The sequence below is a fragment of the Ancylobacter rudongensis genome (assembly GCF_900100155.1).
Classification (GTDB): Bacteria; Pseudomonadota; Alphaproteobacteria; order Rhizobiales; family Xanthobacteraceae; genus Ancylobacter; species Ancylobacter rudongensis.
Map to the genome: position 1 here is coordinate 130,642 of NZ_FMTP01000001.1, position 20,470 is coordinate 151,111.

The 20,470-nt window shown below is 71.6% G+C and carries 18 protein-coding genes and 1 riboswitch; of the genes, 13 read left to right on the forward strand and 5 right to left on the reverse strand.

Features of this window, described 5'->3' with window-relative positions; genetic code table 11:
* The first annotated feature begins 122 nt into the window (after positions 1 to 122).
* Positions 123 to 1,100: an adenosylcobinamide-phosphate synthase CbiB gene (gene cbiB / locus BLO63_RS00550; protein ID WP_091435849.1), complete on the forward strand. Its 978-nt coding sequence runs from the start codon at positions 123 to 125 to the stop codon at positions 1,098 to 1,100.
* Positions 1,101 to 1,199: 99 nt separating this feature from the next.
* Here cbiB and BLO63_RS00555 read toward each other — a convergent pair whose 3' ends face one another.
* From BLO63_RS00555 to cobU, 4 genes are all read right to left on the reverse strand, one after another.
* Complete coding sequence (locus BLO63_RS00555) at positions 1,200 to 2,660, reverse strand: cobyric acid synthase (RefSeq protein WP_425284315.1); 1,461 nt, start codon at positions 2,658 to 2,660, stop codon at positions 1,200 to 1,202.
* A gap of 184 nt (positions 2,661 to 2,844) precedes the next feature.
* On the reverse strand, positions 2,845 to 3,069 hold the full coding sequence (locus BLO63_RS00560) for an NINE protein (protein ID WP_091435853.1): 225 nt from the start codon (positions 3,067 to 3,069) through the stop codon (positions 2,845 to 2,847).
* A 123-nt stretch (positions 3,070 to 3,192) separates the two neighbouring features.
* A complete protein-coding gene (gene cobO / locus BLO63_RS00565) occupies positions 3,193 to 3,813 on the reverse strand; it encodes a cob(I)yrinic acid a,c-diamide adenosyltransferase (RefSeq protein WP_091437208.1) in 621 nt (206 codons plus the stop codon).
* Positions 3,813 to 4,316: a bifunctional adenosylcobinamide kinase/adenosylcobinamide-phosphate guanylyltransferase gene (cobU, locus tag BLO63_RS00570; protein ID WP_091435855.1), complete on the reverse strand. Its 504-nt coding sequence runs from the start codon at positions 4,314 to 4,316 to the stop codon at positions 3,813 to 3,815. The genes cobO and cobU overlap by 1 nt, the downstream gene beginning before the upstream one ends.
* A gap of 150 nt (positions 4,317 to 4,466) precedes the next feature.
* A riboswitch (cobalamin riboswitch) is annotated at positions 4,467 to 4,674 on the forward strand.
* A gap of 111 nt (positions 4,675 to 4,785) precedes the next feature.
* Between cobU and cobW the strand changes: the two genes are divergently transcribed.
* The 6 genes from cobW to BLO63_RS00600 all read left to right on the forward strand — a co-directional run bounded on the left by cobW (position 4,786) and on the right by BLO63_RS00600 (position 12,808).
* Entirely contained in the window at positions 4,786 to 5,853 is a 1,068-nt protein-coding gene (gene cobW, locus BLO63_RS00575) for a cobalamin biosynthesis protein CobW (protein ID WP_091435857.1), read from the forward strand.
* 124 nt (positions 5,854 to 5,977) lie between these two features.
* Complete coding sequence (gene cobN / locus BLO63_RS00580; RefSeq protein WP_091435859.1) at positions 5,978 to 9,487, forward strand: cobaltochelatase subunit CobN; 3,510 nt, start codon at positions 5,978 to 5,980, stop codon at positions 9,485 to 9,487.
* Positions 9,484 to 10,680: a precorrin-3B synthase gene (gene cobG / locus BLO63_RS00585; RefSeq protein WP_091435861.1), complete on the forward strand. Its 1,197-nt coding sequence runs from the start codon at positions 9,484 to 9,486 to the stop codon at positions 10,678 to 10,680. The genes cobN and cobG overlap by 4 nt, the downstream gene beginning before the upstream one ends.
* Complete coding sequence (locus BLO63_RS00590; RefSeq protein WP_091435862.1) at positions 10,681 to 11,316, forward strand: precorrin-8X methylmutase; 636 nt, start codon at positions 10,681 to 10,683, stop codon at positions 11,314 to 11,316.
* On the forward strand, positions 11,313 to 12,047 hold the full coding sequence (locus BLO63_RS00595) for a precorrin-2 C(20)-methyltransferase (protein ID WP_091435864.1): 735 nt from the start codon (positions 11,313 to 11,315) through the stop codon (positions 12,045 to 12,047). Before BLO63_RS00590 ends, BLO63_RS00595 begins: the two co-directional genes overlap by 4 nt.
* Positions 12,047 to 12,808 carry a precorrin-3B C(17)-methyltransferase gene (locus BLO63_RS00600; protein ID WP_091435866.1) on the forward strand — a complete coding sequence of 254 codons (762 nt, stop codon included), beginning with the start codon at positions 12,047 to 12,049 and terminating at the stop codon, positions 12,806 to 12,808. The genes BLO63_RS00595 and BLO63_RS00600 overlap by 1 nt, the downstream gene beginning before the upstream one ends.
* On the opposite strand, the gene BLO63_RS00605 is transcribed toward BLO63_RS00600, so the two are convergent.
* A complete protein-coding gene (locus BLO63_RS00605) occupies positions 12,778 to 13,581 on the reverse strand; it encodes a cobalt-precorrin-6A reductase (protein ID WP_091435868.1) in 804 nt (267 codons plus the stop codon). The two genes, BLO63_RS00600 and BLO63_RS00605, sit on opposite strands and share 31 nt — an antisense overlap.
* Here BLO63_RS00605 and cbiE point away from each other — a divergent pair.
* The 6 genes from cbiE (at position 13,580) to BLO63_RS00635 (ending at position 20,469) form a co-directional block, all read left to right on the forward strand.
* Positions 13,580 to 14,860, forward strand: coding sequence for a precorrin-6y C5,15-methyltransferase (decarboxylating) subunit CbiE (cbiE, locus tag BLO63_RS00610; protein ID WP_091435870.1), 1,281 nt, complete (start codon positions 13,580 to 13,582; stop codon positions 14,858 to 14,860). The genes BLO63_RS00605 and cbiE overlap by 2 nt on opposite strands.
* A complete protein-coding gene (locus BLO63_RS00615; protein ID WP_091435872.1) occupies positions 14,857 to 15,255 on the forward strand; it encodes a cobalamin biosynthesis protein in 399 nt (132 codons plus the stop codon). The genes cbiE and BLO63_RS00615 overlap by 4 nt, the downstream gene beginning before the upstream one ends.
* Positions 15,252 to 16,010 carry a precorrin-4 C(11)-methyltransferase gene (gene cobM, locus BLO63_RS00620; protein ID WP_091435873.1) on the forward strand — a complete coding sequence of 253 codons (759 nt, stop codon included), beginning with the start codon at positions 15,252 to 15,254 and terminating at the stop codon, positions 16,008 to 16,010. Before BLO63_RS00615 ends, cobM begins: the two co-directional genes overlap by 4 nt.
* Positions 16,011 to 16,164: 154 nt before the next feature.
* Positions 16,165 to 17,499 (forward strand): cobyrinic acid a,c-diamide synthase CobB, encoded by a 1,335-nt coding sequence (locus BLO63_RS00625; protein ID WP_091435875.1) that lies wholly within the window; start codon positions 16,165 to 16,167, stop codon positions 17,497 to 17,499.
* Positions 17,496 to 17,873: a DUF423 domain-containing protein gene (locus BLO63_RS00630; protein ID WP_091435877.1), complete on the forward strand. Its 378-nt coding sequence runs from the start codon at positions 17,496 to 17,498 to the stop codon at positions 17,871 to 17,873. Before BLO63_RS00625 ends, BLO63_RS00630 begins: the two co-directional genes overlap by 4 nt.
* A gap of 94 nt (positions 17,874 to 17,967) precedes the next feature.
* Positions 17,968 to 20,469, forward strand: coding sequence for a glycogen/starch/alpha-glucan phosphorylase (locus BLO63_RS00635; RefSeq protein WP_091435879.1), 2,502 nt, complete (start codon positions 17,968 to 17,970; stop codon positions 20,467 to 20,469).
* The last annotated feature ends 1 nt before the right edge of the window (position 20,470 follow it).

Sequence of the window (20,470 nt, forward strand, 5' to 3'; positions counted from 1 at the left end):
ATGGCGGCGCCGCGGGTCTTGATAGCGCTGGCGCGGGCGGAAATGGTGGTGCCGCACGGCCGGTGGATTCGTCTATCCCGGAAGCGGTGGCGAGAGAATCACGACCGAGAGAATCACTTCCGATGAGCCTCGAACTTACTCTTGGTTTAACCCTGGCGGCGCTGCTGTTCGAGGCCGCGTTTGGCTATCCCTCGTTTTTGCTCGCCCGGATCGGGCATCCGGTGATGTGGATCGGCCGGCTGATCGGCGCTCTCGACCGCCATGTCAACCGCGACGCCGCCGCCCCGCGCGAGAGGCGGCTCGCCGGGGTGGGGGCGCTGGTGGTGATCGTCGCCGCGAGCGGCGGGGCCGGGCTGCTGGTGCAGGGCCTGGCGATGAAGCTGCCGCTTGGCCTCGTGCTGGCGGCGCTGGCCGGCTCCAGCCTGCTCGCCCAGCGCAGCCTCTACCAGTTCGTCGGCGCGGTGGCGGACGGGCTGGAGACGAGCCTGGAGGAGGGGCGGCGGGCGGTGTCCCACATTGTCGGGCGCGACCCGGACAAGCTGGACGAGGCCGGGGTGGCGCGGGCGGCGATCGAGAGCCTGGCCGAGAACTATTCCGACGGGGTGGTGGCGCCGGCACTGTGGATGGCGATCGGCGGGCTGCCGGGGGCGGCGATCTACAAGGGGGTGAATACCGCCGACAGCATGATCGGCCATCGCGATGCGCGGCACCTCTATTTCGGCTGGGCGTCGGCGCGATTCGACGACCTGATCAACCTGCCGGCCTCGCGGCTTTCCGGCGTGCTGATCGTGGTGGGGGCGCTGTTCGTCCCGGGAGCTTCGCCGCGCCGGGCGTGGCAGGCGATGATGCGTGACGCCTCCCGCCACCGCTCGCCCAATGCCGGCTGGCCGGAGGCGGCGATGGCCGGGGCGCTCTGCATCGCCATCGCCGGGCCGCGCCATTATGGCGGTACGCTCTCGGTCGACGGGCTGATGGGCGAGGGCGGGCGCTATGACTGCACCCCCAATGACATCCGCCGCGCGCTCGCCCTCTACCGCGCGGCGGATGCGGTGATGGTGGCGCTGGTGGCGGGGCTGGCGCTGGTGGCGTGGGGGTGGTGAGCCACCCACGCCCTCATCCGCGGGCGTGACCCGCGGACCCAGCCTCTGCCGTGAATGCGATGCTGCGTGGCCTGAGGGCCGCGCCGCTGGGGGCCCGGGTCAAGCCCGGGCATGAGGGACGTTCGCCGCGATCTCCAGCAGCCGGTCGAGGTCGATGTGCCGTTCCAGATGCGCGGCCAGCGCGTCGAGCGTCGCTTCCACCCCGGCCTCATAGTCGAGCCCGCTCGGCGGCGCGCCGAGGGTGCTGAGCCAGTGCGCGCGCTGGCGGTCATCAGTGAACAGGCCATGGGCATAGGTGCCCATCACCCGTCCGTCCGGGGAGACCGCCCCTTCCGGCCCGGCGCCGTCGAGTTGCGCGAAGGGCCGGGCGCGGCCGGGGCCGTCCGTCACGCCCATATGCATCTCGTAGCCGGAAAACGGCACGCCTTGCGCCGTGCCGGTGACGGCGACCAGCCGCTTCTCGCCCGAGAGCACGGTGTCGACCTCCAACAGGCCGAGGCCGGCCACGCTGCCGGGCGGGCCTTCCACCCCTTCCGGGTCGGACAATGTGCGCCCCAGCATCTGGTAGCCGCCGCACAGGCCGAGCACCCGCCCGCCGCGCCTGATATGGGCGAAGAGGTCGATGTCCCAGCCCTCGCGCCTGAGATCGGCGAGGTCGGCCATGGTGGATTTCGAGCCCGGCAGCAGGATGAGCGCGGCATCGGCGGGCAGCGGCGTGCCGGGGCGCACGCGCACCACCTCGACGCCGGGCTCGGCCTCCAGCGGGTCGAGATCGTCGAAATTGGCGATGCGCGGCAGCAGCGGCACGGCGATCTTCACCCGCGCACCGGGCTTCGCCGGCGTCGGGGCGTCGAGCGCCAGCGCGTCCTCCGCCGGCAGGCGGCGGGCGTCGGTGAAGAACGGGATCAGCCCGAGCGCTTCCCAGCCGGTGCGGACGGCGATCTCTTCCATGCCGGCGGCGAAGAGAGTGGGGTCACCGCGAAAGCGGTTGACCAGGAAGCCGCGGATCATCGTCGCGTCGTCCTCTGGCAGCACGGCTTTCGTGCCGACGAGGCTGGCGATGACGCCGCCGCGGTCGATGTCGCCGATGAGGATGACAGGGACATTCGCCGCGCGGGCAAATCCCATATTGGCGATGTCGTTGGCGCGCAGATTGATCTCGGAGGCCGAGCCGGCGCCTTCCACCAGCACGAGATCGGCCTCGGCCTGCAGCCGGCCATAGCTGTCCAGCACGGCGGCCATCAATGCGGGCTTGAGCGTCTGGTAGTCCGCCGCCTTGGCCGTGCCCTGCGCCCGGCCCTGCACGATGACCTGCGAGCCGATGTCGCTCTGCGGTTTCAGCAGCACCGGGTTCATGTGGACGGACGGCGCCACGCGGGCGGCGCGGGCCTGCAGCGCCTGCGCGCGGCCGATCTCGCCGCCATCGGCGGTAACGGCGGCGTTGTTCGACATGTTCTGCGGCTTGAACGGGCGCACCTTCAGCCCGCGCCGGGTGAAGGCGCGGGCGAGGCCGGCGACGATCAGCGACTTGCCGACATCCGAGCCGGTGCCCTGGAACATGAGGGCGAGGGAGGCGCGAGAGGGAGGGCTCATGCCCCCTCTCCCCGGCGGGGAGAGGGGTGGGGTGAGGGGGCTGGAGGGCGGTCTGCCGGGAGACCCCTCACCGACCCGCTGCGCGGGCCACCTCTCCCCAATGGGGAGAGGGCAGGGCGGCCCGCATAAGACTGTTCAAAGAGGCGGCCGTTCAGCCGCGCCGTGTTTCGAGAAAGTCGACGCGGCGTTCCAGATTGGCCTCGCGCACCATGCCGGGGATCAGGAACAGATCGATGATCTGCCCGATGCCGAGCAGGCCGACCGTCAGCAGCCACAGCGCGCCGGTCCAGTAGCGGCCGGCATAGAAGCGATGAATGCCGCAGATTCCGATCAGGCCGAAGCACCAGAACAGGTACGCGACAGGGGTGGAACGCATCGAAGCGTTTCTCCATCAAAGGGTCACGCCGCAACACTCGGCGTCGTTGATTACATAGGAATGTCGCTGCGAGAATGCGAGATCGCCGGCCCCAATTCTTCGCAGGTCGCTGTGACGGCCACATCAGAACTCGATGCCCTTCTGCGCCTTCACCCCGGCTTTGAAGTGGTGTTTGACGAGGCCCATTTCGGTGACGAGATCGGCGGCCTCGATCAGCTCCGCCTTGGCGTTGCGGCCGGTGACGACGATGTGCAGCCCTTCGCGGCGGGCGGTGAGCGCCGCCACCACCTCGGCCAGCGGGAGGTAGTCGTAGCGCAGGGCGATGTTCAGCTCGTCGAGGATGAGCAGGCCGATGGCGGGATCGTCCATCATCTCCCGCACCTTGTCCCAGGCGCGGCGGGCGGCGGCGATGTCGCGGGCGAGGTCCTGCGTCTCCCAGGTGAAGCCCTCGCCCATCGAGTGCCATTCCACGCGCGGGCCAAAACTCTCCAATGCGCTGCGCTCGCCCGATTCCCACGCGCCCTTGATGAACTGCACCACGCCGACCTTGGCCCCGTCCGGCTGGCCGAGCGTGCGCAGAGCGAGGCCGAAGGCGGCGGTCGACTTGCCCTTGCCGGGGCCGGTGTGGACGATGAGCAGGCCCTTCTCGACGGATTTTTCCGCCACTTCCGCGTCCTGCACCGCCTTGCGCTTTTCCATCTTGGCGCGGTGGCGGGCGGCGTCTTCGGGGGAGATGTCGCTCATCATTTCACCTTCATTGGCAGGCCGGCGACCATGAAGAGCACGCTGTCGGCGCGGGCGGCCACCCCCTGGTTGAGCCGGCCCTGCGCGTCGCGGAAGCGGCGGGCCAGCGCGTTGTCGGGCACGATGCCGAGCCCGACCTCGTTCGACACCACGACCACCGGCCCGCCATGGCTGGCGAGCGCCTCCACCAGCGCGGCGCACTCAATGGCGAGATCAGCCTCGGCCAGCATCCGGTTGGACAGCCAGAGGGTCAGGCAATCCACCAGCACCGGCCGGCCGGACGGCAGCGCTTTCAGCGTTGCGGCAAGGTCGTGCGGGGCGTCGAGCGTCTGCCAGCCCGCGCCGCGCCGGGCGCGGTGCAAGGCGATGCGCTCGGCCATCTCGTCGTCCCAGGCCTGCGCGGTGGCGATGTAGCTCCAGGGCGGCGGAAAGCCGGCGACAAGACCCTCGGCATAAGCGCTCTTGCCGGAACGGGCGCCGCCGAGGACGAGGGTCAGCGTCACGGGACGAGGGCCGGGGCGCGGGCCGGGGCAAAGCGAGGCGTCATCGTCGTCGGCTCCTGTCGTCGGCTGCGGGCGAGCGGCGGACTATAGCCGGGGCGCACCGCCGGGCAACCGGCGCCGTCCGGTTTGACTTTGCCGGCCAAGCCTCCTTAAGTGGCCGCGACCGTCGGTTTCCTCCCGCCAGGGAGGGACGAAGAGGGAATGCGGTGCGGGGCATGTTCAGGGCCCCAATTCCGCGGCTGCCCCCGCAACTGTGAGCGGCGAGCCTCAGCCGGAAGCCACTGGAGACCTCTCCGGGAAGGCGGCGACGAGGCAGCGACCCGCGAGCCAGGAGACCTGCCGGTGGTCCGGTCGTGCGTGCCGGCGGGGTGCCCGGCAGACAGGCAGAGCCGCGTTCGCGCGGCTTCGCGCGGAAGCTCCTTTCCGCGACCGACGCATCCCGCGAATCCGTTGCTCGTGGAGATGCCCTATGTCCGTCGTCGATTCCCATCCCGCCGCGCTCGACCGTGTGCCCTGCACCATCGTCACCGGCTTTCTCGGCTCGGGGAAAACGACGCTGATCCGCCATGTGCTGGAGAATGCGCGTGGCAAAAGGCTGGCGGTGATCGTCAACGAGTTCGGCGATGTCGGCATCGACGGCGAGATATTGAAGGGCTGCGGCGTCGACACCTGCCCGGAGGAGAACATCGTCGAGCTGGCCAATGGCTGCATCTGCTGCACCGTGGCGGATGATTTCGTGCCGGCGCTCGACGCCATCCTCGCCCTGGTGCCGAAGGTCGACCACATCCTAATCGAGACCTCCGGCCTCGCTTTGCCCAAGCCCCTGGTGCAGGCCTTCCACTGGCCGGCGATCAAGAGCCGGGTGACGGTGGACGGCGTGGTGGCGGTGGTGGATGGCGAGGCGCTGGCCTCCGGCCGTGTCGCCCATGACCATGACGCGCTCGCCGCCCAGCGCGCGGCCGATGACAGCCTCGACCATGACGACCCGATCGAGGAAGTGTTCGACGACCAGATCGCCTGCGCCGACCTCGTCCTCCTCACCAAGGCCGACCTGATCGACGCCGCTGGCCAGGCCAAGGCCCGCGCCGCGCTCGACGCCGAGCTGCCCAAGGGCGTGCGGGTGGTGAGCGTGACCGACGGGCGGATCGACCCGGCAATCCTGATGGGTCTCGGCATCGGCACCGAGAACGACATCGAGAACCGCAAGACGCATCACGATGACGAGCTCGACCACGACCATGACGATTTCGACAGCTTCGTCGTCGAGGTGCCTGAAATCACCGACCCGGCCGAATTCGCGGCGCGGGTGGCGCGGGCGGCGGACGAGGCCGACGTGCTGCGGGTGAAGGGGTTTTTGCCCGTCGCCGGCAAGAAGATGCGGCTTCTGGTGCAGGCGGTGGGCCCGCGCGTGGCGCATCATTTCGACCGGCCCTGGGGCGCGGGCGCGCGCACCGGCCGCCTCGTCGCCATCGGCCTGAAGGGGCTCGACCGGGCCAAGGTGGAGGCGATCCTCGCCGGAGAGAGCGTGGCGGCGTGAGCCTCCCGTCATCCCGGACGGCCGCGAGGCCGATCCGGGATCGCCGGCCGGCATGAACGGCAACCGATCCCGGCGCGGCGCTGCGCTTCGGCCGGGATGACGATTTCAGGAGAGCCGCCACCCCATGCATATCCTCACCACCACCTCCTCCAGCCTCGACGATCTGGTCGAGCCGGTCGATCTCGGCCAGACGCCGGGCGAGATGGTGGTGGTGTCCTTCGCCGACAGCGACCTCGGCGCGCTCGCCGCCGCCATGGCGCAGGCGCCGCAGGGAGGGGCCGGGCTGCCGAGCCTGCGGCTGGCCAATCTGCGCGACCTCCGGCATCCGATGTCGGTCGATCTCTGGATCGACAAAGTGGCGATCCATGCCCGCATCGTGGTGGTGCGGCTGCTCGGCGGGCTCGACTGGTGGCGCTATGGCGTCGACCGGCTCAGCGCCGAGGCGCGCGCGCGCGGCTTCGCGCTGGCGGTGCTGCCGGGCGAGGACCGCGACGACCCGCGCCTTGCCGAGGCCTCGACCCTTGACGAGGCCGAGCTGGCCGCGCTGCTCGGCTATTTCCGCGCCGGCGGGCCGGGCAACATGGCCGCGCTGCTGCGGCTGCTCGCTGGCCATGCGGGGCGGGCGATGGCGGCTCCCCCGCCGGCGCCGCAGAACCTGCCGCTGGCCGGGTTTTATGAGGGGAGCGTGGCGTCGGCACATCTTGCCGATATTCCGTCGCGCGTTTCCCGCTCTCGCCCCCTCAGGACCGGGCTTGACCCGGCCACCCAGGGGCCGCGCCTCGCGACCTCGGAAACGCTGGGTCCCCGGGTCAAGCCCGGGGATGAGGGCCTCTCACTTCTGGAGGCTGCCCGCCCCGCCATCCCGATCATCTTCTACCGCTCCATGGCGTTGGCGGGGGATACCGCGCCGGTCGACGCGCTCTGCGCCGCGCTCGTCGCGCGCGGGCTCGATCCCCGGCCGATCTTCGTCGCCAGCCTGAAGGAGCCGGTCTCCATCGCCTTCCTGCGCGATGCGCTGGCGGGCATGGACCCGGCCGCGATCCTGACGCTGACCGCCTTCGCCGCCGCCGATCCCGGCGCCGACACCGTGCTGGACGCGCCTGACGTGCCGGTGCTGCAGGCGATCCTCGCCACCACCAAGCGCGCGGCGTGGGTGGAAGGCGCGCGCGGGCTGACCAGCGCGGATCTCGCCATGCATGTGGTGCTGCCGGAACTCGACGGGCGGGTGCTGGCCGGCGCGCTCTCCTTCAAGGCGCCGCAGGAGATGCCGGCCGTGCCCGGCTTCGCCGCGCTGGTGAACGCGCCGGTGCCCGACCGGGTGGCGCAGGTGGCCGACCGCGTCGCGGCGCTGGTCCGGCTGCGGGCGACCCCGCCCGCGCAGCGCCGCGTCACCGTGCTGATGCCGGACTATGCCGGCGCCCCCGGCCGCACCGGCTGGGCGGTGGGGCTCGACGTGCCCGCGAGCGTGCTCGCGCTGCTCGTGGATTTGGAAGCCGCCGGCTACGGGGTGGCGGACGTGCCGGGCGACGAGAAGGCGCTGGTGGAGAGGGTGCGCCAAGAGCGCCGTCATCCTGAGGTGCCGCCGCAGGCGGCCTCGAAGGATGGTCGTGAGGGACACTCCACCGGCATCCTTCGAGGCTCGCTTACGCTCGCACCTCAGGATGACGCGGTTCTCTCCCTCTCCGCCTACCGCGCCCACCTCGCCACCCTGCCGCCCGAGGCGGCGGCCGCTGTCGCGGCGGCGTGGGGCCCGCCCGAAGACGACCCCGACCTGATCGACGGCGCCTTCCGCTTCCGCGCCGCCCGCTTCGGCAACGTCATCGTGGCGCTGGCGCCGGAGCGGGGCGATGCGGCGGACCGGCGGGCGCAGTATCACGACCCGGCGCTGCCGCCACGCCATGGGCTGCTGGCCTTCGGCCTGTGGCTGCAGCAGAACGCCGACGCGCTCGTGCATATGGGCGCGCATGGCACTCTGGAATGGCTGCCGGGCAAGCATGTGGCGCTGACCCGCGGCTGTTTCCCCGAACTGGTGCTGGGCGCGCTCCCCGTCATCTATCCCTTCATCGTCTCCAATCCCGGCGAGGCGGCGCAGGCGAAGCGGCGGATCGCGGCGGTGACGCTCGGCCATCTGCCGCCGCCGACACAGGAGGCCGGCCTCGCCGGCGACGCCGCCGCGCTGGAGCGGCTGGTCGATGAGTACGCGCAGGCCGACGGGCTCGACGGGCGCCGCCGCGCGCGTCTCGCCCGGTTGATCGTGGAAGAGGCGACCCGCACCGGCCTTGCCCGCGACGCCGGGCTCGACGCGGATGCCGACCCGGAGGAGGCGCTCAAGCAGATCGACGCCTTTCTCTGCGACATCAAGGAGATGCGGCTGAAGGACGGCTTCCATGTCTATGGCCGGGGGCTGTGCGGGGAGGCCGAGCGCGACGGGCTGCTGGCGGCGCTGGACGCCCGCCGCGTGCCCGCCGGGCCGGCCGGCGCGCCGGGACGCGGGCGCTCAGACGTGATGCCGACCGGGCGGAACCTGTTCACCAGCGATCCCCGCGCCCTGCCGACCGCCACCGCGATGGATCTCGGCCGGCTGGCGGCCGACGAGATCGTGCGCGCCTATGCGCAGGCGCATGGCGACTGGCCGCGTTCCCTCGTGCTCGACCTCTGGGGCAGCGCCACGCTGCGCACCGGCGGCGAGGAGATCGCGCAGGGGCTGGCGCTGATCGGCGCCCGGCCGGTGTGGGACCCGGGCTCGGGCCGCGTCACCGGCATCGAGGTGCTGCCGCCGGCCGTGCTGGGGCGCCCGCGCGTCGATGTCACCTTCCGCATTTCCGGCCTGTTCCGCGACCTGTTCCCGGCGCAGATCGCGCTCATCGACGCCGCGCTGCGGGCGGTGGCGCGGCGCGAGGAGAGCAACGAGGAAAACCCGCTGCGCGCGGCGGGCGAGGGGGCGGCGCGGATTTTCGGCACCGCGCCGGGGGCCTATGGCGCCGGGCTGGAACGCCGCGCCGACGGAATGGAGCGGGAGGCGTTGGGCGCCGCCTATCTCGCCAGCGCCTCGCATGCCTATGGCGGGGCGGAGGGCACGGCCCGCCCGGCGGGCGACTTTGCCGCGCGGGTGGCGGCGGCGGATCTGCTGGTGCACGGCGCCGACGATCCCGGCCGCGACCTCTTGGAAGGCGATGCCGATCTCGCCTTCATCGGCGGCTTCGCGGCGGCGGCGGAACGGCTCGGCCGTACGCCGGACCTCGTGGTGCTGGACACCTCCGATCCCGCCCGGCCGCAGGCCCGCCCTTTGGCGGCGGCGCTGGCGCGGATCGTGCGGGGGCGGGTGAACCCGCGCTACCTGCAAGGACTCACCCGCCACGGCCCGCGCGGGGCGGCGGAGATGGCGGAAACGGTGGACCGGCTGATCGGCTTCGCCGAGGCGACGCGCGCGGTGCCGGGCCACCTGATCGACGCGCTGCACGCCGCCTATGTCGGCGATGCCGGCGTGCGGGACTTTCTGATGGAGGCCTCGCCCGAGGCGGCGCGCTTCGTCGCGGCGCGGTTCGAGGGCGCGCGCGACAAGGGGCTCTGGCACCCCCGCCGCAACGATGTCGGGTCCGATCTCGCCACGCTCGCCGGGGAGGCGGCGGAATGAGCGCGATTCCAACCATGCGCCGGGGCGCCTGCCCGAGCCTGCCGGAACCGATGCAAACCGGCGACGGGCTGCTGGCGCGGCTGCAGCCGCTGGCGCCGCTCAACCTCGACCAGCTCGCCGGGCTGGCGCTTCTCGCGGCCGATCGCGGCAACGGAATCCTTGAGGTGACGGCGCGCGGCAAGCTGCAGCTGCGCGGGCTGACGCCGGCCACCGCGCCGGGCCTTGCCGAGGCGGTGGCGGCGCTCGGCATCGCGGTGCCGCAGGGCTTTCCGGTGGAGGTGAGCGCGCTGGCGGGGCAGGACCCTTCGGCGCGCTTCGACCCGCGCCCGCTGGCGCGGTCGATTTCTGACGGCGCCGCGCCTCTCGTGCCGCACCTTGCGCCAAAAACCTCGGTCGTTGTCGATGGCGGCGGGCGGCTCCGGCTCGGCGGGCTGAAGGCGGATATCGCGGTGAGCGCCGGGGAAGGGGGGCTTTCCCTCGCGCTGGCCGGCGTGCCGCTCGGCGCGGTTGAAGCGGAGCGCGCGGCGGCGGTGGTCATCGCGCTGCTGCAGCGGCTGGCGGCACGGGGCATGTCGGCGCGGATGACGGAAGTGGCGGCGGCGGAGGGGATCGCGCCCCTGCGCGCCGAATTCGGCCTCGCCCCGCCGGTCCCGGTGGGCGATGCGGGCGTCGACCCGGTGGGGCTGCATCCGCTGACCGATGGCGGCGTCGCCCTCGGCCTCGGGCTTGAATTCGGGCAGGTGCGGGCGGCGGTGCTGGCGAAACTGATGGACGCCGCGCGTCGGGCGGGCGGGACCGAGGTCGAGCCCGCCGCCGGGCGGGCGCTGATGCTGATCGGGCTCGCGCCTGAGGCGGCGGAAACCCTGCGCGCGATGGCGGCGGGGCTCGGTTTCCTCACCGACGCCAACGATCCGCGCCGGCGCGTCTTTGCCTGCGCCGGGCGCCCCGCCTGCGCCTCGGCGCGGCTCGACACCCACGCGCTGGCGGCGACGCTGGTGCCGCTGCTCGACGGGCGCGATCTCCACATTTCCGGCTGTCCGAAGGGCTGCGCCCACCCCGCAAAGGCGGCGCTGACCATCGTGGGGCTGGACGAAGGGGCGGGTCTCGTGGTCGAAGGCACGCCGCGCGATGTGCCCGCCCGCATCGTGCCCGTCGCGCAGCTGCGCGAGACATTGCAGAAGGATCTGGCCTGAGTGTCCACCCCGTTCGATTATGAGCGCGACGGCAATGCGATCTATGAGCGCTCCTTCGCCATCATCCGCGAGGAGGCCGAACTCGGCCGCTTCACGCCTGACGAGGCGGATGTGGCGGTGCGGATGATCCATGCCTGCGGGCTGGTGGAGGCCGCCTTCGCCATCGATTTCGCGCCCGATCTGGTGCGGGCCGCCCGCAACGCGTTGAAGGCCGGCGCGCCGATCCTGTGCGACGCGCAGATGGTGGCGCATGGCGTCACCCGCGCCCGGCTGCCGGCGAACAATGAGGTGATCTGCACCCTGCGCGAGCCTGACGTGCCCGAACTCGCCGAGCGGCTCGGCACCACCCGCTCGGCCGCCGCGCTGGAACTGTGGCGCGACCATATGGACGGCGCTGTCATCGCCATCGGCAACGCGCCCACCGCGCTGTTCCGCCTCTTGGAAATGCTCGATGCCGGGGCGCCGAAGCCGGCGGCGATTCTGGGTATCCCCGTCGGCTTTGTCGGCGCGGCGGAATCGAAGGACGCGCTGGCGCTGGGCGATCACGGCGTGCCCTGGCTGGTGGTGCGCGGCCGGCTCGGGGGCAGCGCCATGACGGCGGCGGCGGTGAACGCGCTGGCGAGGCCGGGCCTATGAGCGAGACCGCGCAGGGGCGGCTGATCGGCGTCGGCGTCGGGCCGGGCGACCCGGAGCTGATGACGCTGAAGGCGGTGCGGGCGCTGGGCGAGGCCGATGTCGTCGCCTATTTCGCCAAGCTCGGCAATGGCAGCCATGCCCGCGCCATCGCCCACGCCCATTTCCGACCCGGGGCGGAGGAACTGCCGCTCGGCTACCCCGTGACGACGGAGATGCCGAAGGACGAGGCGCCCTATCGCACGGCGATCACTGGCTTCTATGAGGACGCCGCGCAGGCGGTGGCGGCGCATCTGGCGGCCGGGCGCACCGTGGCGGTGCTGTCGGAAGGCGACCCGCTGTTCTACGGCTCCTACATGCATCTGCATGTGCGGCTGGCGCATCGCTTTCCCACCGAGGTCATTGCCGGCGTCACCGGCATGTCCGGCTGCTGGTCGCAGGCGGGAACGCCGATCGCGCAGGGCGATGATGTGCTGAGCGTGCTGCCGGGCACCCTCAACGAGGCGGAACTCGCGCGCCGGCTGCAGGGCACCGATGCGGCCGTCATCATGAAGGTGGGGCGCAATTTGCCGAAGATCCGCCGCGCGCTCGCGGTTGCCGGACGGCTGGAGCGGGCGCTCTATGTCGAGCGCGGCACGATGAGTGGCAGCCTGTGCGAAAAGCTGGAGACGCGGGGCGATGCGCCCGCGCCCTATTTCGCCATCGTGCTGGTGCCGGGCTGGGAGACGCGCTGATGGCCAAGGGCAAACTGTTCATCGTCGGCCTCGGGCCGGGCGAGGCGCGCTATCTCATCCCCGAGGCGAGCGCGGCGCTGGCACAAGCCGAAGCGCTGTATGGCTACGAGCCCTATCTCGCCCGCGTGCCGGTGCGCGAGGGGCAGACGCGCAATCCTTCCGACAATCGCGAGGAACTGACCCGCGCCGGCGCGGCGCTGGCGCATGCCGCTGGCGGCGCCACGGTGGCGATGGTGTCGGGCGGCGATCCCGGCGTGTTTGCCATGGCGGCGGCGGTGATCGAGGCGATCGAGGCCGGCCCGAGCGAGTGGCGGGCGCTCGATCTCGTCATCGTGCCGGGAATCACCGCCATGCTGGCGGTGGCGGCCAAATGCGGCGCGCCGCTGGGGCATGATTTCTGCGCCATCTCGCTCTCGGACAATCTGAAGCCCTGGGAGGTGATCGAGAAGCGGCTGCGGCTCGCCGCGCAGGCCGGCTTTGCGATGGCCTTCTACAACCCGGTGTCGAAAGCCCGCCCGCACCAGCTCGACACCGCCTTCGACATTCTGCGCGCCGAGCTGCCGGCCAGCGTGCCTGTGATCTTCGGCCGTGCGGTGGGGCGGCCAGACGAACGCATGCGGGTGGTGCCGCTGGCGAATGCGCGCGGCCATATGGCCGATATGGCGACCTGCATCATCGTCGGTTCGCCGGAGACGCGGCTGGTGGAGCGGCCCGGCCTGCCGGCGCTGGTCTACACCCCGCGCCGCGCCGGGGAGGAGTGATGAGGGAGGCGCTCCAGCCACTCCAGCACCCCGTCCACGCTGTCGACCGTCTCGACCTCGGGCCGTGCCGGCCGGGCGACCATGATTACCTCGATGCCGAGCGCGCGGGCGGCCGCGATCTTGCCATAGGTCGCTTCCCCGCCGCTGTTCTTGGACAGGATGGCGTCGATGCGGTGGGCGGTGAGCAAAGCGTGCTCGTCGGCCTCCGCGAAGGGGCCGCGTGCCTCGATATAGCGGGCCTGCGGCACGGCGAGCGGCGGCTCCACCGGATCGATGCTGCGCACGAGACAGGCGTGCTGGGGGGCGGCTTCCAGCGCCCGCACCTCGTTGCGGCCGAGCGCGACCAGCACACGGCGCGGGGCGGGGCCGAGCTTTTCCACCGCCTCGGGAATGGTGGCGGCCTCCCGCCAGATATCGCCGGGCTGGCGCTGCCATTCGCGGCGTTGCAAAGCGAGGAGCGGCACGCCGGCACGGCGGGCGGCCTCATGCGCGTGGTGCGACATGGTGGCGGCGAAGGGGTGGGTGGCGTCGACCAGCGCGTCGATGCGTTCCGCCCGCAAATGGGCTTCGAGGCCGTCGACGCCGCCGAAGCCGCCCGAGCGGGTGGGGGCGGACTGGGGCAGCGGGTTGCGCGTGCGCCCGGCAAGCGACAGGCTGACCGCGAAGGTTCCGCGCGCCTGCAACGCCGCCGCGAGTTCGCGGGCCTCGGCGGTGCCGCCGAGGATGAGCAGGCGCGGGGCGCCGGTTTCCCGGATCGAGGGGGGTGCGTCCATGCCCGGCAGTGAAACCATCGCCTGCGCCGCGTCAACTGCCGAACCCGCCCTCATCGACGGCGGCCGCTGGCTCACACTTGTCGGCATTGGCGAGGATGGGCTGGACGGCCTCTCGCCCGCCGCGCGGGCGGCGGTGGAGGCGGCTTCGGTCGTGTTCGGCGGGGCGCGGCATCTGGCGCTCGCCGGCGCGGCGGTGAAGGGCGAGGCGCGGGCCTGGCCGAGCCCGTTCGCGCGCGGCATTGACGAGGTGCTGGCGTCGCGCGGGCGGCGCGTCTGCGTGCTGGCCTCGGGCGATCCGTTCCTGCACGGCGTCGGCGCCACGCTGGCGCGGCATGTGCCGGCCGATGAGATGCGCGCCTTTCCCGCGCCGTCCGCCTTCAGCCTCGCCGCCGCCCGGCTCGGCTGGCCGCTGGCGGACGTGACCTGTCTCACCGTGCATGGCCGTTCGCTCGATCTGGTGCGGGCGCATCTGCATCCCGGCCGGCGGCTGCTGGTGCTGACCTCGGACGGCGCCGGGCCGGGCGAGATCGCGCGCCTGCTGGCGGAAAGCGGCTTTGGCGGTTCAAGTCTCACCGTGCTGGAGGCGCTGGGCGGCCCGCGCGAGCGGCTGCGCCGCGCCGTGGCCGAAGGCTTCGCGCTTGCGGATATCGATCCGCTGAACCTGCTCGCCATCGAGGTGGCGGCGGGGGAGGGCGCGCGTATCGTGCCGCTGACGCCGGGGCTGCCGGACGATCTGTTCGAGCATGACGGGCAATTGACCAAGCGCGAGATCCGCGCGGTGACGCTTGCCGCCCTCGCGCCCCGCCGGGGCGAGCTTTTGTGGGACATCGGCGCCGGGGCGGGGTCGATCGGCATTGAATGGATGCTGGCCGATCCCTCGCTCACCGCCATCGGCATCGAAGAACGCCCGGAGCGGGCGGCGCGGGCGCGGCGCAATGCGGCGGCGCTCGGCGTGCCGGGGCTGGAGATCATCGAGGGGAAAGCGCCCGAGGCGCTGGCGGGGCTTGCGGCGCCGGACGCGATCTTTGTCGGCGGCGGGGCGGGCGAGCCCGGCGTGCTGGAGGCGGCGCTGGCCGCGCTCAGGCCCGGCGGCCGGCTGGTCGCCAATGCGGTGACGCTGGAGACCGAGGCGCTGCTGATCGCCCGCCATGCCGCGCTGGGCGGCGACCTGCTGCGCCTTTCCGTCGCCCGGGCGGTGCCGGTGGGCGGGCTCACCGGCTGGCGGCCGGCCATGCCGGTGACGCAATGGAGCTGGACCAAGCCGGGGGAGGTCTCATGATCGTCGCCGGCATTGGCAGCCGACGCGGCGTCACCTCGGAGGAGGTGTGCGCGGCCATGCGCGGGGCGATGGAGCGCCACGGCGTCAAGCTGTGCGACATCTCGCTGATGGCGACGCCGGCGGCGAAGGGCAGCGAGGCCGGCATCATCAAGGCGGCGCTCGATCTCGGCCTGCTGCTTGTCATGGTGCCGCAGCGCCAGCTGGAGGCGGCGGGCACGCGGGCGATGACGCATTCCGAGCGCGTGGTGGCGCTGATGGGCGTGCCTTCGGTCGCCGAAGCCTCGGCCCTCGCCGTGGCCGGGCGGCGTTCGGCGCTGATCGGCCCGCGCTTCGTGTTAGGACCCGTGACCTGCGCCTTCGCGCGGGAAGCGGAGAAGGAGGCGCAGACATCGTGACCGTGCATTTCATCGGCGCCGGGCCGGGCGCGGCGGACCTGATGACGCTGCGCGGGCGCGACCTCATCGCCCGCTGCGAGGTCTGCCTCTATGCCGGTTCAATCGTGCCGCCCGACGTGCTCGGCTGGTGCCCGCAAGGCGCGCGGATCGTCGACACGGCCCCGCTCTCGCTCGACGAGATCGAGGCGGAATTCGTCGCGGCGCAGGCGGCGGGGCACGATGTGGCGCGGCTGCACTCGGGCGACCTCTCCATTTATTCGGCGGTGGCCGAGCAAGTCCGGCGGTTGGAAAAGCACGGGATTTCCCACACGCTCACCCCCGGCGTGCCGGCCTTCGCCGCCGCCAGCGCGGTGCTGGGGCGCGAACTCACCGTGCCCGGTCTGGCGCAGAGCCTCGTCATCACCCGCGTCTCCGGTCGCGCCTCGGCGATGCCGGCGGGCGAGACGCTGGCCGCCTTCGGCGCGACCGGGGCGACGCTGGCCATCCATCTCGCCATCCATGCGCTGGAGCAGGTGGTGGCGGAACTGGCGCCGCTCTATGGCAGGGACTGCCCGGTGGCGGTCGTGGTGGAGGCGAGCCGGCCGACCGAGCGGGTGATGTCTGGCACGCTTGATGACATCGTTGCGAAAGTGGCGAGGGAGCCGGTGGAGCGCACCGCGCTCATCCTGGTGGGCCGGGCGCTGGCGCCGGAGAATTTTCGCGAGAGCGCGCTCTATGACGCCGCCTATCAGCGCCGCTTCCGGGGGCGGGAATGAGGGCGGGCTTGTCTTTCCCTCTCCCCGTCGGGGAGAGGTGGCCCGCGCAGCGGGCCGGTGAGGGGAAGCCGGGTAGCCGCGCTCAACAACCCCTCACCCCGACCCTCTCCCCGTCGCGGAGAGGGGGCAGCCGCGACCTCGCCGGAGCCGCCACATGACCGCCCGCGCCGTCATCATCGCCGCGCCGCGCTCGGGCTCGGGCAAGACCACGGTGACGCTCGGGGTCGCGGCGGCGCTGCGGGCGCGCGGCGTGCGGGTGCGGGCGACCAAGTCCGGCCCGGACTATATCGACCCCGCCTTCCACGCCGCCGCCACCGGCCTGCCGGGGCTGAACCTCGACAGCTTCGCCATGCCGCCCGCCCTCATCGACGCGCTGGCGGCGGAGGCGGGGACGGGGGCGGAGATCGTGCTCATCGAGGCGTCGATGGGCCTGTTCGACGGCATCGAGGGCGAACCGGGGCGCAGCGGCGCGGCGGCCGACCTTGCCGCCCGGCTCGGCCTGCCAGTCGTGCTGGTGGTCGATATTTCGGGCCAGTCGCAATCGGCCGCCGCCGTGGTGCGGGGATTCGCCACCCACGACCCGCGCGTGCGCGTCGCCGGGGTCATCCTCAACCAGGTCGCCAGCGAGCGGCATCGCCTGCAGGCGAGTGCCGCCATCGCGGCGCTGGGCATCCAGATATTGGGCAGCCTGCCGCGCGATGGGGCGGTGCGCCTGCCCGAGCGGCATCTCGGCCTGGTGCAGGCGGGCGAGCACCCCGCGTTGGCCGAACAACTCGCGGCGCTGGCGGAACGGGCGGAAGCGCATATCGACCTCGACGCGCTGTGCGCGCTGGGGGCGCCGCTGCCCGCGTCCGGCCCGGCACCGGTGGCGCTGGCGCCGCCCGGCCAGCGGATCGCGCTGGCGCAGGACGTGGCCTTTTCCTTCGCCTATGAGCACCTTGTCGCCGGCTGGCGGCGGGCCGGGGCGGAGATCCTGCCGTTCTCGCCGCTCGCCGATGACGCGCCCGATCCGGCGGCGGATGCCTGCTGGCTGCCCGGCGGCTATCCCGAACTGCACGGGGAAAGGCTGGCGCAAGCCTCCCGCTTTCTCGATGGGGTGCGCCATTTCGCCCGGACGCGGCCGGTGCATGGCGAATGCGGGGGCTTCATGGTGCTGGGCCAGTCGATCGCCGATGCGCAGGGCCGCGAGCACGCCATGCTCGGCCTGCTCGGCCATGCCACCAGCTTTGCCAAGCGCCGGCTCAATCTCGGCTACCGGCGGGCGGTGACGCTGGACGCCTCGCCGCTGGGCCCGGCGGGGACAGGGCTGCGCGGCCACGAGTTCCATTATGCCAGCGTCACACAAGCGGGCGACGATGCGCCGCTGGTCGCGCTGAGCGATGGTCAGGGTAAGGAGATGGGGAATGCGGGGGCTCGCCGGGGGTGGGTCTCGGGAACCTTCTTCCACGTCATCGCCACGGACGGCCAGCCAAGCGGAGCAGAGCCATGAATGCCTTTCGCCGACTTCTGGTGTTTCTCGCCGGCCTGATGGGCGCGGCCGGGGTGGCGGCGGCGGCGGGGGGGGCGCATCTGACCGCCGAGCCGAATTTGACCACGGCGGCGACCTTCCTCATGCTGGGGGCGAGCGCCGTGGTGGGGGGCTGCGCGCTGGCGGTGGTGCGCGGGCCGGGCTGGTCCTTCGCCAGCGTCGGGGCCGGCATCATCGCGCTGGGCACGGTGCTGTTCAGCGGGGCGCTGGCGCTGCGGGCGCTCTGGGACATCGTGATATTTCCTATGGCCGCGCCCATTGGCGGGACTATGCTCATCCTCGGATGGCTGGTGCTCGCCCTGGCCGCCCTGGAACGGGAACCCCGCGCCGGTTGAGTTGGCCAAAAGGTTGCATCCGGCACAGGTGAGATCAGGCGGCGCTTCCGCCCCACAGGGGGAAGGCAAGCCGCAACGGGAGCACAAGCTGCACATGTCAGTCGAGGTTGAAGAGAAGATGCTGGACACGCCGGAGAACTCCGCCCGCCCGATTTCCGCGCAGGGCGACGAGGTCGCCAAGTTCCGTGCGGCGGTAATCTCGAAGCTCACCTATGCGGTGGGCAAGAACCCGGCCGCCGCGAGCGATCGCGACTGGTTCCTCGCCACCGCCTTCGCCACCCGCGACCGCATCGTCGACCGCTGGATCACCTCCACCCGCCAGACCTATTCGGAAGGGCGCAAGCGGGTTTACTACCTCTCCCTGGAGTTCCTCATCGGCCGGCTGCTGTTCGACGCGCTGACCAATATCGAGATGCTGGAGACCGCGCGCTCGGCGCTGGGCGATCTCGGCGTCGATCTCGACCGGCTGCGGCAGGTGGAGCCGGACGCGGCGCTGGGCAATGGCGGCCTGGGCCGGCTCGCGGCCTGCTTCATGGACAGCATGGCGACGCTCTCCATCGCCGCCTATGGCTACGGCATCCGCTACGAGAACGGCCTGTTCCGCCAGATGATCAAGAATGGCTGGCAGCAGGAATATCCCGAGGACTGGCTGTCCTTCGGCAACCCCTGGGAATTCGAGCGGCCCGAGGTCTATTACGACATCGGCTTCGGCGGTTCGGTCGAGGCGATCGCCATGGGCGGCGAGCGCAAGAAGCAGGTCTGGCATCCGGCCGAGACGGTGGAGGCGGTCGCCTATGACACGCCGATCGTCGGCTGGCGCGGGCGGCATGTGAACACGCTGCGCCTGTGGTCGGCCCGCGCGGCCGACCCGATCCGGCTCGACGCCTTCAACCAGGGCGACCATGTCGGCGCGCTGGTCAACCAGGTGAAGGCCGAGGCGATCTCCAAGGTGCTCTACCCCTCCGACGCCACGCCGGCGGGGCAGGAGCTGCGGCTGCGGCAGGAATATTTCTTCACCGCCGCCTCGCTGCACGATTTGATCCGCCGCCATGTCGACAGCTTCGGCGATGTGCGCTCGCTGCCGGACAAGGTGGCGATCCAGCTTAACGACACCCACCCCGCCATCGCCGTCGCCGAGCTGATGCGGGTGCTGGTCGACGAGAACGACATCGAGTGGGACGAGGCGTTCGACATCACGGTGCGGACCATCTCCTACACCAACCACACGCTGCTGCCGGAGGCGCTGGAGACCTGGCCGGTGCCGCTGATGGAGCGGGTGCTGCCGCGCCACATGCAGATCATCTACCAGCTCAACGCCAAGCATCTGGAGCGGGTGCGCACCGAATTCCCCGGCGACGACGCGCTGCTGGGCTCGGTGTCGCTGATCCAGGAAGACCATGGAAGGCGGGTGCGGATGGGCAATCTCGCCTTTCTCGGCTCGCACTCGATCAACGGCGTCGCGGCGCTGCACAGCGACCTGATGACCACCACGGTGTTCAAGGATTTCTACCGCCTGTTCCCCGAGCGGATGAACAACAAGACCAACGGCATCACCTTCCGCCGCTGGCTCTACCAGGCCAATCCGGGCCTCACCAACCTGCTGGTCGAGGTCTGCGGGCCGGGCGTGCTGGACGACTATTCCCAGCTCACCAAGCTGGAAGCCCTGGCGGGAGATTCCGCGCTGCAGGACCGCTTCATGGCGGTGCGGCGTCAGAACAAGGTGGCGCTGGCCCGGCTCATCCGCGACCGGCTCGACATCAAGGTCAATCCCGGCGCGCTGTTCGACGTGCAGATCAAGCGCATCCACGAATACAAGCGCCAGCTGCTGAACGTGCTGGAGACCATCGCGCTCTATGACGCGATGCGCGCCAACCCGGCGAAGAACTGGGCGCCGCGGGTGAAAATCTTCTCCGGCAAGGCGGCGGCGAGCTACCAGATGGCCAAGCTCATCATCAAGCTGGCCAACGACGTGGCGAAGGTGGTGAATGACGACCCCACGGTGCGCGACCTGCTGAAGGTGGTGTTCCTGCCCAACTACAATGTCAGCCTCGCCGAAATGGTGATCCCGGCGGCGGACCTGTCGGAGCAGATCTCCACCGCCGGCATGGAAGCCTCCGGCACCGGCAACATGAAGATGGCGCTCAATGGCGCGCTCACCATCGGCACGCTCGACGGCGCCAATGTCGAGATCAAGCAGCATGTCGGCGACGACAACATCTTCATCTTCGGCCTGACCGCCGAGGAGGTTGAGCTGCGCCGCGCCGCCGGCGTCGACGAGGCCGGCTCGATCCGCAACTCGCATCATCTTGGCGAGGTGCTGGATGCGGTCGGCTCGGGCGTGTTTTCGCCGGACGAGCCGGACCGCTTCAAGCCGCTGGTCGACGCGCTGCGCTACCACGACTACTTCCTGGTCACGACCGATTTCGACGCCTATTGGGACGCCCAGCGCCAGGTTGATGCGCGCTGGAACAACCGGCCGGCGTGGTGGACGTCGAGCCTCATCAACACCGCCAATATGGGCTGGTTCTCCTCCGACCGGACCATTTCCGAATACGCCAAGGACATCTGGAACGTCCCGGTGCGGACGGTCCGCTGAC

Coding starts and splice junctions, on each gene's coding strand:
- BLO63_RS00605 (WP_091435868.1), bottom strand. CDS start 13,581: ATGGACGCACCCCCCTCGATCCGGGAAACCGGCGCCCCGCGCCTGCTC.
- BLO63_RS00630 (WP_091435877.1), top strand. CDS start 17,496: ATGAATGCCTTTCGCCGACTTCTGGTGTTTCTCGCCGGCCTGATGGGC.
- BLO63_RS00560 (WP_091435853.1), bottom strand. CDS start 3,069: ATGCGTTCCACCCCTGTCGCGTACCTGTTCTGGTGCTTCGGCCTGATC.
- cobG (WP_091435861.1), top strand. CDS start 9,484: ATGAGCGCGATTCCAACCATGCGCCGGGGCGCCTGCCCGAGCCTGCCG.
- cobO (WP_091437208.1), bottom strand. CDS start 3,813: ATGAGCGACATCTCCCCCGAAGACGCCGCCCGCCACCGCGCCAAGATG.
- cobW (WP_091435857.1), top strand. CDS start 4,786: ATGTCCGTCGTCGATTCCCATCCCGCCGCGCTCGACCGTGTGCCCTGC.
- BLO63_RS00555 (WP_425284315.1), bottom strand. CDS start 2,660: ATGTTCCAGGGCACCGGCTCGGATGTCGGCAAGTCGCTGATCGTCGCC.
- BLO63_RS00635 (WP_091435879.1), top strand. CDS start 17,968: ATGTCAGTCGAGGTTGAAGAGAAGATGCTGGACACGCCGGAGAACTCC.
- cobN (WP_091435859.1), top strand. CDS start 5,978: ATGCATATCCTCACCACCACCTCCTCCAGCCTCGACGATCTGGTCGAG.
- BLO63_RS00600 (WP_091435866.1), top strand. CDS start 12,047: ATGGCCAAGGGCAAACTGTTCATCGTCGGCCTCGGGCCGGGCGAGGCG.
- BLO63_RS00595 (WP_091435864.1), top strand. CDS start 11,313: ATGAGCGAGACCGCGCAGGGGCGGCTGATCGGCGTCGGCGTCGGGCCG.
- cbiB (WP_091435849.1), top strand. CDS start 123: ATGAGCCTCGAACTTACTCTTGGTTTAACCCTGGCGGCGCTGCTGTTC.
- BLO63_RS00625 (WP_091435875.1), top strand. CDS start 16,165: ATGACCGCCCGCGCCGTCATCATCGCCGCGCCGCGCTCGGGCTCGGGC.
- BLO63_RS00615 (WP_091435872.1), top strand. CDS start 14,857: ATGATCGTCGCCGGCATTGGCAGCCGACGCGGCGTCACCTCGGAGGAG.
- cbiE (WP_091435870.1), top strand. CDS start 13,580: ATGCCCGGCAGTGAAACCATCGCCTGCGCCGCGTCAACTGCCGAACCC.